At 61.9% G+C, this 11,778-nt stretch carries 10 protein-coding genes and 1 tRNA gene; 7 read left to right on the top strand and 4 right to left on the bottom strand.

Translation table 11 applies throughout. The features are described from left to right. Positions 1–34 precede the first annotated feature (34 nt). Positions 35–1,354 (top strand): FAD/NAD(P)-binding protein, encoded by a 1,320-nt coding sequence (locus tag PWM43_RS09480; RefSeq protein WP_289842246.1) that lies wholly within the window; start codon positions 35–37, stop codon positions 1,352–1,354. A gap of 135 nt (positions 1,355–1,489) precedes the next feature. Next, complete coding sequence (locus PWM43_RS09475; RefSeq protein WP_289842245.1) at positions 1,490–1,939, top strand: hypothetical protein; 450 nt, start codon at positions 1,490–1,492, stop codon at positions 1,937–1,939. 5 nt (positions 1,940–1,944) lie between these two features. On the opposite strand, the gene PWM43_RS09470 is transcribed toward PWM43_RS09475, so the two are convergent. Further along, the gene (locus tag PWM43_RS09470) at positions 1,945–2,538 is read right to left on the bottom strand and encodes a CatB-related O-acetyltransferase (protein ID WP_289842244.1); all 594 of its coding nucleotides are present in this window, start codon (positions 2,536–2,538) and stop codon (positions 1,945–1,947) included. Positions 2,539–3,119: 581 nt separating this feature from the next. On the opposite strand from PWM43_RS09470, the gene nadA reads away from it, so the two are divergent. The 4 genes from nadA to PWM43_RS09450 all read left to right on the top strand — a co-directional run bounded on the left by nadA (position 3,120) and on the right by PWM43_RS09450 (position 9,056). Then, a complete protein-coding gene (gene nadA / locus PWM43_RS09465) occupies positions 3,120–4,121 on the top strand; it encodes a quinolinate synthase NadA (protein WP_289842243.1) in 1,002 nt (333 codons plus the stop codon). A gap of 16 nt (positions 4,122–4,137) precedes the next feature. Continuing rightward, complete coding sequence (locus PWM43_RS09460) at positions 4,138–5,682, top strand: L-aspartate oxidase (RefSeq protein WP_289842242.1); 1,545 nt, start codon at positions 4,138–4,140, stop codon at positions 5,680–5,682. Continuing rightward, positions 5,682–6,536, top strand: a complete 855-nt coding sequence (nadC, locus tag PWM43_RS09455; RefSeq protein ID WP_289842241.1) for a carboxylating nicotinate-nucleotide diphosphorylase — start codon at positions 5,682–5,684, stop codon at positions 6,534–6,536. Before PWM43_RS09460 ends, nadC begins: the two co-directional genes overlap by 1 nt. Before the next feature lie 231 nt (positions 6,537–6,767). Continuing rightward, positions 6,768–9,056, top strand: coding sequence for a GH92 family glycosyl hydrolase (locus PWM43_RS09450; protein WP_289842240.1), 2,289 nt, complete (start codon positions 6,768–6,770; stop codon positions 9,054–9,056). A 232-nt stretch (positions 9,057–9,288) separates the two neighbouring features. Here PWM43_RS09450 and PWM43_RS09445 read toward each other — a convergent pair whose 3' ends face one another. Together PWM43_RS09445 and PWM43_RS09440 are read right to left on the bottom strand one after the other, a co-directional pair. Continuing rightward, complete coding sequence (locus PWM43_RS09445; RefSeq protein WP_289842239.1) at positions 9,289–9,669, bottom strand: hypothetical protein; 381 nt, start codon at positions 9,667–9,669, stop codon at positions 9,289–9,291. A gap of 383 nt (positions 9,670–10,052) precedes the next feature. Next, a tRNA-Ala gene (locus tag PWM43_RS09440) sits at positions 10,053–10,128 on the bottom strand. Between the two features lie 183 nt (positions 10,129–10,311). On the opposite strand from PWM43_RS09440, the gene PWM43_RS09435 reads away from it, so the two are divergent. Then, positions 10,312–10,629, top strand: coding sequence for a YggT family protein (locus PWM43_RS09435; protein WP_289842238.1), 318 nt, complete (start codon positions 10,312–10,314; stop codon positions 10,627–10,629). A 263-nt stretch (positions 10,630–10,892) separates the two neighbouring features. Here the strand turns inward: PWM43_RS09435 and PWM43_RS09430 are convergent, their stop codons facing one another. Beyond that, positions 10,893–11,672 carry an IclR family transcriptional regulator gene (locus tag PWM43_RS09430; RefSeq protein WP_289842237.1) on the bottom strand — a complete coding sequence of 260 codons (780 nt, stop codon included), beginning with the start codon at positions 11,670–11,672 and terminating at the stop codon, positions 10,893–10,895. Positions 11,673–11,778 lie beyond the last annotated feature (106 nt).

The following is an 11,778-nucleotide window of genomic DNA, read 5'->3' as shown; positions in this document are numbered from 1 at the left end:
ATGCTGGACACGGCATCAAGGCGGGGACCAAACCATGCGTGTGAAACTTCTGATCATTGGCGGCGGCGCCAGTGGCACGCTGACCGCCCTCCATCAGGCACGCCATATCGGGGCTGGGAATATTCTTGTCGTCAGCCCGGAAAAGATCCCGGCACGCGGCATTGCGTATTCCACATCCAACAGCCGCCATCTTCTCAACGTTCGTGCCAGCAATATGGGAGCCTATGCCGATGATCCCGGTCATTTCCTGAGATGGCTCAACGAAAAGAATAACACGCCGACCGATGCGGACGCGTTCATGCCCCGCAAACTTTATGGGGATTACCTTGAGGCGTTGTTCGCCGCAGCCGGCATCGCTCACCGACAGCAAACGGTGACGGCCCTGTCGCCCGAAGACTCTGGCGTCCGAGCCACCCTGTCTGACGGCACCGTTCTGTCGGCCGATCGCGCGGTGCTGGCGCTCGGGCATTTCCCCCCTGTGGATATTCCGCAATACGCGCCGGATGTTCTCGAAAGCGGCTGCTACCGCCCCGACGCATGGAGCCGAACCTTCCCGGATCGCGCCCTTGGCGTGGACGAGCCTGTCGTGTTGATCGGCACGGGCCTGACCTCCATCGATATGCTCCTGAATTTACGCGAACAGGGTCATCGCGGTCCCGTCACGATGGTCTCGCGGCACGGACTTCTGAGCCACGCGCATACGGAACCATCGTCCCCCCTTTCTCCAAGCGTGGTGCCACTCGAAACCACGGCCACCGCACTGGCTTACCTGCGGTGTTTCCGCGCGTCTCTTGCCGATCGCGTCGCGTGGCGCACCGCAGTGGACAGCATTCGCCCTGTGACCAATGCCCTTTGGCAACGCCTGCCTCCCAACGAGCAGAAACGCTTCCGAAGACACCTCTTTCACCTGTGGAATATCTCGCGTCACAGGATGGCGCCCCCGATCGCCGCTGTCATCGAGAGAGAACGCGAAGCCGGGACACTCGTTATCCGACGCGCCCATGTAGAGACCATCACCCGCTCTGGGCGGGGCGCTGAAGTCAAACTTCGAACAGCGGAGGGAACGACACTTATCCCCGCGGGGCTGGTCATCAACTGTTCGGGGCCGGATACCCGTTATGATCGCGTTCCCTCCCCGCTGCTGAATCAACTCCTGCGAGGCGGTCATATTGTCAGCGGGGCGATGGGCTCGGCATTGGTCACCAATGATCGGGGCATGGTCATCGACGCGACGGGCAGGGCTCTTCCCTGCATCTGCGCCATAGGTCCTCTCCGAGCCGGAACGCTTTTCGAGACCACAGCGATCCCCGAAATCCGACAGCAGGCCAATGCTCTCGCTCAGGACACGTTCTGACGCCCTGAGATCCATACAGGACCGGCCGGCATGTCGCACATCTTCGGCAGACCTTGTTGGAAACCCGCCAAAGCCGGGTGACGCCGCGCCGAAAAGCGCTCACACTCTCCCGTCAGCACTTGCAGGGAAAAACATATGATGATCGCCCGCAGAACGCTCTTTCCCGTCCTTGCAACCGTGATCGCACTCACCGGTTGCGAAACGCCGAGCGATCGGATCATCCACAAGGAAGATCACCTGCAGGCGGCCGGTTTCGCGTTCAGGCCAGCGGACACCCCGACGCTCCAGAACATGCTCAACACATTGCCGGATCATCGCTTCCTGCGTCGTGTGAAGGACGGGAAGACCTTTTATGTCTATTCCGATCCGACCATCTGCGGGTGCCTGTATGTGGGCGACGGCGCCGCCTATGACCGCTATCAGGCCTATGTGCAGCAACAGGCCCAGGCCGATGAACGACGCGCGACCGCCTTCGACTATCAGAACACGGCCTGGGACTGGGGCCCGTGGATGCCGGGCTTCAACGGATGGAACTCCGCGTGGGGAAACTGGGACCCCGGCTTTTCAGGACCATTCGGCTGGTAGGAGGATCAATCCGGCGAGGGCGGTTCGTAAAGTGTCAGGAAGGCCTCGATATCGTCGCTCATGAGATGCGCGAGTCGCCGGGCCAGAACATCCTCCGGCCAGTTCCACCAGGCCAGAGCCAGAAGCCGCGATACGATGTCCTCGGTGAAGCGAAAGCGGATCACCCGGGCGGGATTGCCTCCCACGATGGCGTAGGGCAGTACGTTCTTCGTGACCAGAGCGTTCGCGGCGATCACGGCGCCGTCGCCGATCGTGACGCCGGACATGATGGTTGCATTCGCGCCGATCCAGACATCATTGCCGATGACGATATCGCCCTTGGTGGCGTGGTCCGCCTGACCTTCGGCGGCGGCGGGCCAGAAATGGGACAGTGTCCTGAACGGATAGGTGGTCACGAGGTCGAGGCGATGGTTGCCGAGAATGATCGTGACATTCGGGCCGATCGAGACGTAGTCGCCGATCGTCAGCCCGGCCTCGCCCGCCTCGATGACGTTCGGCGATCCATAGCTGTGCGGCCCGACCTGCCAGCCCCATTCCTCGATCTGGTAGGCCAGCGCATAACGCGTGAGGAGACGAAACGCATTGTTGCCAAACGACATGAGGGATCTCCCTGCCGGTTTCCAAGCGGAACACGCAGGTAAAGCCTGTCAACAACGCGGGCTGTGTGCAAGCGCCATGCGGAGTCGTGAGCAAGCGGCGGACATTTGGAACCATGGTGAACCGGGTGGGACTCGAACCCACGACCATTCGATTACGTACCACTTCGACTTTCGCCGCCCCGAAGGTTCGTGGTCTGGACTTTATCTTCACCATGGGCCGAAGCCGTTAGGTGGACCCTGTCAAGTCTCTACACCTGCCCGACCTGAGTCGGGATTGGCTCGGTATTGGCACGACCCGGAAGGTCAGAGCGTTCACCGAATTTAAGGTCTGTTCAGCAACGGGTTTCCCCGCAGCGCTCCCATTGAAAGTCGAATGCTCTACCGGCTGAGCTACCGGTTCACGCAGGGCGGGCTGATAACACCGGGCGCGAAGCCCTGTCAACGCCGGGACGCCTGTCGCACGTCGCCGGCAAGCTTCACGCAAGAGTGTGCTTGACAGAACGGCGTCACGGACCAATTCGTAAAGACGAGTTTCGTCTTATCCCGATTATGCTCAAAGTGAGCATAAATGGAGGGGAACAATGGACCAGTTCGCGCCCATCGATCTTCCATCTCGCGATGCCCTTTTCGCGCCCGTCGAGCGCGTGATGACACGACCCGACTGGGAAGCGCGTTTCGCTGACGATATCGAGGCCATCCTTCGCCTCAAGCGCGAACGCAACGCCGTGATTCTCGCCCATAACTACCAAACGCCCGAGATCTTCCACTGCATTTCGGACATTCGCGGCGACAGCCTGGCTCTCGCCCGCGAGGCCCAGAATACGGAGGCTTCGGTGATCGTCATGGCGGGCGTCCACTTCATGGCCGAAACCGCCAAGCTCATGAACCCGGAAAAGACGGTCCTGATCCCGGACGAACGGGCGGGCTGCTCTCTGGCGGAGTCGATCACGGCAGAAAATATCCGCGCCCTGAAGCGGGCCAATCCCGGCGTACCGGTGGTGACCTATGTGAATTCATCGGCAGCCGTGAAAGCCGAAACGGATGTGTGCTGCACATCGGGCAATGCCAAGCGTGTCGTCGAAACGGTCGCCCGGGAATGGAACACGTCGCGCATCATCATGATTCCCGACGAGTTTCTCGCCCGCAACATCCAGAACGAGACCGGCATCGAGATGATTACCTGGCCGGGACATTGCGAAGTGCATGAACGTTTCACGCCACAGGAGATCCGCCAGTATCGCCGGATGCACCAGGGCGTCATCGTGCTGGCGCATCCGGAATGCCCGCCGGAAGTGGTCGCGGAAGCGGATTACGCGGGATCGACCGCCGGCATGCTGGACTTCGTGGCCGACCGGCATCCCGAGAAGGTGCTCCTCGTCACCGAATGCTCGATGAGCGACAATCTCGCGGCCCTGTTCCCGGCCACGCAGTTCGTGCGTCCGTGCAATCTCTGCCCGCACATGAAGCGCATCACCCTGCCGGCCATCCGCCATGCGCTGGAGACCATGACGCAGCAGGTCGAAATTCCGCAGGAGCATTTCCTGCCCGCGCGTCGCTCCGTGGAGCGGATGCTGGCCATCTGAGGCGATGAGCGGGTCCATGCCTTCGAGGCTTGCCGGGTCGACGCCTGCCGGTCTAAAGCTTGCCAGCCCAAAGCTTGCCGGACAGCCGGTCATCGCGGGCGGCGGCCTCGCGGGGCTATCGGTCGCGTTGCATATGGACGGCCCGTGCATCGTCCTGACGCCCACACCGCTGGGCACGGATACGGCCAGCAGTCTGGCGCAGGGTGGAATCGCCGCCGCCCTGGGACCGGGCGACTCACCGGCCCTGCATGCCGCCGATACGCTCGCCGCGGGCGCGGGACTGTGCGATCCGGATGTCGTGCGCGCCATGACCGAGGCCGCCCCGAACGCGGTGCAACAGCTTGCGGACTGGGGCGTCGCGTTTGACCGGCGCACGGATGGAAGCTTCGATCTTCATCTCGAAGCCGCGCACAGCCATCCGCGCATCGCCCATGGCTGGGGAGACCGCTCTGGCGCCGCCATCATGGACGCGTTGATCCGCCGCATCCGCGAGACACCCCGCATCACGGTGCTGGAAGGCGCCTCGCTGGAAGCGGTGCATGCGCCCGAAGGCCGCGTCGAGGGCGTGTGGATCAGGCATGGGGGTCATGATTCCTATCTCCCGACCGGGGCGTGCGTCATCGCGTCCGGCGGCGTGGGCGCACTTTACACCGAGGCCACCAGCCCACGCGGCAATACCGGCCGGGGACTGGCCGTCGCCATCCGCGCCGGGGCGGCGCTGGGTGATATGGAATTCGTGCAGTTCCACCCCACGGCCCTCGATACGGGCCGCGCCGGGCAGCGTCCGCTCATCAGCGAAGCGGTGCGAGGCGCTGGCGCTGTTCTGATCGACGAGACCGGCGCGCGCTTTACGGAAGAACTCGCGCCGCGCGATGTCGTGGCGCGCGCCATCGCCGCGCACCGGCGCGCGGGTCATCGTGTTTTCCTCGACGCCCGTCTGGCGCTGGGCGCGAAGTTCGCGGCCCATTTCCCCGGAATCACGCAAGTCTGCCGGGCCGAAGGCATCGACCCCGCCACCATGCCGATCCCTGTGGCGCCAGCCGTGCATTATCATATGGGGGGCATCGCGGTGGACGGGCATGGCCGTTCGACGCTTGCGGGCCTGTGGGCCTGCGGGGAAGCCGCCTGCACGGGCCTGCACGGCGCGAACCGGCTCGCCAGCAATTCGCTGCTTGAAGCGTTCGTCACGGGTCGGAACGTTGCCGGGGACATCGCCAACCATCCGCTCTCAACGACGCATTCGCCCGCGCTTTCGCCGCCTACCCTTCATCAGCCCCCCCTTCATCAACACGGCGATGTCGGCCGCCTGATGAGCGCGGAGGCCGGGCTGCTGCGGGACGAGGCGGGACTGACCCGGCTGCTGAACGCGCTGGCGCCGCGCGTCGCGACGGATGATCATGCGCTGATCGGAGCACTCATCGCCCAGGCCGCATGGCGCCGCCGTGAAAGCCGGGGCAGCCACTGGCGCAGCGATTTTCCGCAAACCGGGTTACCCCAGCGCTTCCGGCAGGGGCCGGAAACCATGGCGGCGCTTTGTCGCATGTCCGAGGAGTTTGTCTGATGGCCGTGTTTTCCCTGCCCGACATCATGTGGGAACCCATCGTCCGCACGGGGCTTCTGGAGGATCTGGGCGTCGGGGGCGATGTGACCACCCAGGCGGTCATGCGACCGGGGCAAACACTGCGCGCCACCTTCCGCGCGCGCGCACCGGGCGTCGTCGCCGGGTTGAGCGCGGCGCGACTGGCCTTCACGTTGCTGGACCCGAAGGCGCACCTTGACGTGGCGCGTGAGGATGGCGCCCTGCTCGCACCCGGCGACGTCATCGCCACGATCGAAGCGGGCGCGGAGACCGTGCTCGGAGGCGAACGCACGGCGCTCAATCTGCTCTCCCACCTGAGCGGCATCGCCACGGCGACCCATGAGGTCGTCCGCGCCACGGAAGGCACGAAGACGCGCATCTGCTGCACCCGCAAGACGCTTCCCGGTCTGCGCGCCTTTCAGAAATATGCCGTCATGGCGGGCGGCGGATCGAACCATCGCTATCGTCTCGACGATGCCATCCTGATCAAGGACAATCATCTGGCCTTGTGCGGGGGGGTGAAACCCGCCCTGGACGGCGCACGTCGCCGGGCCGGTCATCTCATGACGATCGAACTCGAGGTCGATACGCTGGAACAGCTCGGTGAGGCCATCGCGGCGGGGGGCGCGGACGCCTATCTCCTCGACAACATGCCGCCGGACATGCTGCGCGAAGCCGTGCGCATGATCGACGGCAAGGCGATCGCCGAGGCGTCCGGCGGCATCACGCCCCGCACGGCCCGGTCCATCGCCGAAACCGGCGTCGATATTCTCTCGCTCGGCTGGCTCACGCACAGCGTTACGGCACTCGATATCGGCCTCGATATCGAGTGCTGAGCTCCGCAATACGATCATCATGCCAGCCCGCGCCTTCACCGGCATGGAAGTCCTGCGGCTATCCGAGGCGCTGACAGGAACGATCGAACGGACGTCATGCCAGGAACACCGAAGATAACGGCGCTTCATAACGTTTGAGACATGATCGTCATTTTCTTCCGAACAGACTTCGATCACCGGGCATTTTCATCTATCGTTCGAAACGATTTCAATTTCGAGCCAAGGTCATCCATGAAGCGCCCCACGATATTGCCGTGTCTGCCAGCGGCTCTGGCCCTCGCCCTGACAGTCACCGGCAAGCCTGCTTTCGCTGACACCGGACCGGCGGCATCTGTCGATCCTCGTATCGGCACGGGGGGCCCCGGACACACATTTCCGGGCGCGACCGTGCCGTTCGGCATGATCCAGCTTTCGCCGGATACGGCGATGCCGGATTTCAAACATGCGTACGATCACGCGGGGGGCTATCAATATAACGACCCCACCATCATGGGGTTTTCACATACGCATTTTTCAGGGGCGGGCCATTCCGATCTGGGCGACGTTCTGGTGATGCCCATCGCGGGCGAGGTGAAACTCGATCCGGGCGATGCGACGAAACCCGGCAGCGGCTACCGATCCCGCTTCAGTCATGACGACGAAGTCGAGGAAGCCGGTTATTACGGCGTGAAGCTCAGCGATTACGACATCCATGCCGAGTTGACCGCGAACCGTCGCGTAGGCTGGCATCGCTATACGTTTCCCGCTCATAAACCGGCCCATCTGCTGCTGGATTTTCGCCCGAGCATTTACGATTACCCGGGCAAGGTGCTGTGGTCGAACCTCCGTGTCCGCCAGGACGGCACGATCACCGGTTGTCGCACGACACGTGGCTGGGCACCGGGACGCGTGCTGTGCTTTGCCATGCGCTTCTCGCAACCGCTCATCACGCGCGCGCTTTACAATCGCGAAACGAATGTGACCTATCGGGGCTTCCGGGGGCCTGGCAATCAACCGGTGGATCAGGACGCATCGAGCGGACGCGCCCTGGAAGGCGTGTTTGATTTCGGCACGCTGGACAAGCCTCTGCTGGTCAAGACCGCGATCTCGCCGGTCAGCGAAGCGAACGCCATCGCCAATCTCGACCAGGAAGGCCAGGGCTGGGACTTCGACGCCCAACGGGCGAACGCCACGACCACATGGAACAGGGCGCTTTCGATCATCGACGTGTCCGGCACGGCGGCCCAGCGCACCCAGTTCTACACGGCGATGTATCACACCATGCTCGCGCCGACGCTGAGCATGGACGTCAACGGCGAATATCGCGGGCCTGACTACGAGGTCCACAAGGCGGACGGCTTTGACTTTTACTCGACCTGGTCGCTTTGGGACGTCTATCGTGCCCAACAGCCGCTTCTGGCGCTCCTGCGACCGGACCTGAGTTCGCAGTTCGTGCGTTCGCTCATCGCATCGCAGCAGGACAGCCCGTTCGGCGTCCTGCCGATCTGGGCGTACCAGGGACTGGAGACGTGGTGCATGGTCGGCTACCATGCAGTGCCGGTCATCGCGAATGCCTATCTCGCGGGCGTGCGTGGCTTTGACGCGAAGGCCGCGCTCAAGGCCATGGTCTCCAGCGCCACATACAGCGCGTACGGCGATCTCAAGGACTACATGAAAATGGGCTATGTCCCCATCGACAGGGAACCCGAAGGCGCATCCAAGACGCTCGAATATGCCTATGATGACTGGTCTCTGGCGCAAATGGCCAAGGCCATGGGCAAGACGGACATCGCCAGGGAATTCGAGAAACGCTCAACCAACTGGCGGAACGTCTGGGATCCGAAAAGCGGGTTCATGCGCGCACGGCTGAGCCATGGGGAATTCAGGACGCCGTTCGATCCCGGCTCCGCAGGTTATGGCACGGATTATACCGAGGGGAATGCGTGGCAGTATTCGTGGTACGTGCCGCAGGATGTCCCCGCGATGATCTCGGCGATGGGCGGCAATGCGAAATTCGTCGCCAAGCTCGATGCCCTGTTCGATACGAAGGTCGATCCGGCGATCTTCAAGAATGTCGAGGATATCACCGGCCTGATCGGATGGTATGCGCACGGCAACGAACCCGGTCATCACGTCGCCTATCTCTATGATTATGCCGGAGCTCCCTGGAAAGCCCAGCAACGCCTAAAGCAGATCATGGATACCCAGTATTCGGGCCGCCCCGACGGGCTGGCGGGCAATGACGACCTCGGCCAGATGTCGGCCTGGTATATCTATACGGCGTTGGGCTTCTACCCGGTCACGCCCGCCAGTAACGAGTATGTCGTCGGTCGCCCCTTCGTGCCCAGGGCGGTGATCCATCTGCAGAATGGCCGGACTTTCACGATGGTGGCCGACTATCTGGACGACGCCCATCCGTATGTACGCAGCGTGACGCTCAACGGCAAAGCCGTGGACCTGATCCATCTGCGCCAGCAGGACATTCTCAAAGGCGGTGAACTGCATTTCGTGATGCAGGCAGCTCCGCCCCACGCGAACTGACGGGACAAAGGCGGCCGACGTTTCCCTAACGCCGCCATAAGGACATTCCTGTCATCCTTGATGAACGGGATGTCCACCCCCCGAACCTTACCGATCCCGGACCTCCCGCTCGAAACGGGCTCAATCATCGCAGCGGACCGCAGCCTTTTGTCAGCAGGGCCGGTATTCCCGCTTATGCCGACATGGGCAGCGAGAGGAGTCTGGGGAATGTCGCGTCTCTAGTGGAACAGCGCTACGGCGTAGATGACGGCGAGCGCCACAGCGCCGATCCAGACAGTATACATGAACCGGGTTTGGTCGGACTGCATGTCACTTCTCCTTTCTGGAGGTAGACCTCTTTAACATGGGGAACCTTGAACGTGTAGTAAAGCGTCGTCGCCGCAATCAACGCGACGGTGATCCCGGCCCCGACCTGATAGATCGTCACCCGTTGCGTGAGACGGGCATCAGGCGTGCGGATCGCAGTGAGCTGGTCATTGACCGCTTTCGCGCGCACAGCGAGCAAATCCCAGTCTTCTTTCGTAGCCGTCGTGCTGCGATGAAGAGAGTTTATCTGGTCCGTCAGGTCCGCCTGCGCCAGTTCAAGCTCGGACTCGCGTGGCGTTCGGCTCACGTAGTTCTCTCTTATCAGTTCGTGAATGTGATGATCGTTCCGATATATCCCGCAGGGACGCGGAAAACTCAATCCACTAGGATTGAGGCCGGAGAAGCAGGTCAAACGATCAGCGTGAAAGAGAGGTCGATATCGGCTTCGCGTTTGTAGTGAACGATGAAGCGACGCTGTCATCGTCCTTTTTATCCCTGGATGGAAAGCATCGCATCCGGAAGGGACTCCAGCATCCGACAGTCATGAAGACTGGCGACGGACAGCAGGAGTTCCGAAGCCGCGGCCCCTCTCGCCAGGAAGCTCGTCGATGGAACGGCTATCGCCGATATCCGATCCCGCCATCGTGGACGTGGCCGCGAAACCAATCCTTTATAAGGAGAAAAACACCATGGTGGAGCTGAGGGGAATCGAACCCCTGACCTCCTCATTGCGAACGAGGCGCTCTCCCATCTGAGCTACAGCCCCACGGTGCGCTAAGCTACATAAACCGGTTTTCGCCCAAGTCAACTCCCTTCGCGAGGATGTCCGGGACGGGAAGATCATGCCCGGCGCAAAAGAGAGACTGTACCCTGCTGTTGAGGTCGGGACCGCTCGGGGCTACTCTTCGGATCCTGTCTCCTTCGACCGCGCGACCAAAGGTCAGATGCCGTGCTTCTGCTGACGATTTTCAATCTTCTCATGCTTGTCATAAAGCTTTTCACATGGGCACTCATTCTGTCGTGCCTGTTAAGCATGCTGCTTGCGTTCGGAGTCCTTGATCCGCGAAACCGGCTTGTATGGTCGGCAGCCGATTTCTTCAATCGGGTCACGGAGCCCGTGTTGGCACCGGTTCGCAACATGCTTCCACGCACGGGGATGATGGACTTCTCGCCCCTCGTCGTGCTGCTGGTGCTTCAATTTATTATCGTACCGGGACTGCGGCAGCTTTTTCTGCTCCTGATCAACCACGGCACCGCGAGCTTCTGAGCACAGGATCGCATAGGTCGTTCGTGTGAAATGTCTTTGCAGGGAATCCCCCGAATGGGCGCGTCGGGTCAATGACAAGTGCAGCGCGACACCCATGCCCCACGAGATTCTATATGGGAGGGCGTCCAACCACTCCGGCGCCACCGGCGACGAAACACTTGATCGATCAACCAGCCGCCTCCTGACCAGAAAAACGATCACAATGGAGGCAGCGGAGCGCGTCGTCTCAAAGTCGATCGACCAGAAAGGTCAGGATTTCCGATCTACTCAGCCGCGTGGGCGGTCGGCTGCCATCCCAGCTTCGCTGAAATCTCATGAGCCGCATGCATGACAATCGGCGCGAGCGTACGAACACGGGCCTCTCCCATGAAGGCCGAAGGCGCCGTCAGACAGATCGCGCCAACAATGGTGTTGTGGCCGTCACGCAAGGGAACGGCGACACTGCGCGAACCCGCCTCGCTTACATCGAAATCAAAGACGCAACCCCGCGCACGATGGGCATGCATCGCGTCAATCCAGGCATCGGGCGACTTGTCCTCGCCATAGGCGATGGCAAACTGATCGGCCCAGTCTTCCACGTCCTCGTCGATCAGCAGCGCCTGCCCCAGACCCGACGAGGCGAGGAGCGCGCGTTGACCCGGTCGCAAACGAGTCTCGGCCTCTCTTCGGCTCTCGATGCGATCCAGACATTCGAAACTGTCTTCTTCCCGGGACGCCAGAAGAATGGCGTCACGCGTTCGGTCCGCAAGATCCTGCAGAACGGGACGACATAGAATAGCCAGCGGCGTTCCGGATTGAGCCTGACTCGCCAGTCGGGACAACTGCGGCCCCAGGACGTAACGTCCCGACGGATTGAGCCTTAGCCAGCCCTGCCGCAATAGCGCGGATGCCAGTCGCTGCGTGGTGCTGCGCGTGCATCCTACGGCGCGTCCCAGTTCGGTGAGCGTCGAGGCGCCGTTGCTGACCGCGTGGACGATGGAGAGACCACGACCGAGGGTCTGAGTGCCGGCGGGCCATTCAGTCTTGTTTCTGGATAGGAACATGGCATGCATATCTGCTGTCTTGCTGGAAGGGACGGACAGGAAACCATCTGGATCCAACAGATAACATATGATCAGTTATAAATAGCACCACAAATGATACGATCAC

Origin of the sequence: Brytella acorum, assembly GCF_029309905.1 — a bacterium.
In the GTDB taxonomy this organism is placed as follows: domain Bacteria; phylum Pseudomonadota; class Alphaproteobacteria; order Acetobacterales; family Acetobacteraceae; genus Brytella; species Brytella acorum.
The sequence above is the reverse complement of the archived record's forward strand: the minus strand, read 5'-3'. Positions and strand labels throughout refer to the sequence as shown.

What these genes read in the sequence shown, in the direction of transcription:
- PWM43_RS09460 (WP_289842242.1), top strand. Translation starts at nt 4,138, where the DNA reads ATGCCTTCGAGGCTTGCCGGGTCGACGCCTGCCGGTCTAAAGCTTGCC.
- PWM43_RS09450 (WP_289842240.1), top strand. Translation starts at nt 6,768, where the DNA reads ATGAAGCGCCCCACGATATTGCCGTGTCTGCCAGCGGCTCTGGCCCTC.
- PWM43_RS09470 (WP_289842244.1), bottom strand. Translation starts at nt 2,538, where the DNA reads ATGTCGTTTGGCAACAATGCGTTTCGTCTCCTCACGCGTTATGCGCTG.
- nadC (WP_289842241.1), top strand. Translation starts at nt 5,682, where the DNA reads ATGGCCGTGTTTTCCCTGCCCGACATCATGTGGGAACCCATCGTCCGC.
- PWM43_RS09430 (WP_289842237.1), bottom strand. Translation starts at nt 11,672, where the DNA reads ATGTTCCTATCCAGAAACAAGACTGAATGGCCCGCCGGCACTCAGACC.
- PWM43_RS09480 (WP_289842246.1), top strand. Translation starts at nt 35, where the DNA reads ATGCGTGTGAAACTTCTGATCATTGGCGGCGGCGCCAGTGGCACGCTG.
- PWM43_RS09475 (WP_289842245.1), top strand. Translation starts at nt 1,490, where the DNA reads ATGATGATCGCCCGCAGAACGCTCTTTCCCGTCCTTGCAACCGTGATC.
- nadA (WP_289842243.1), top strand. Translation starts at nt 3,120, where the DNA reads ATGGACCAGTTCGCGCCCATCGATCTTCCATCTCGCGATGCCCTTTTC.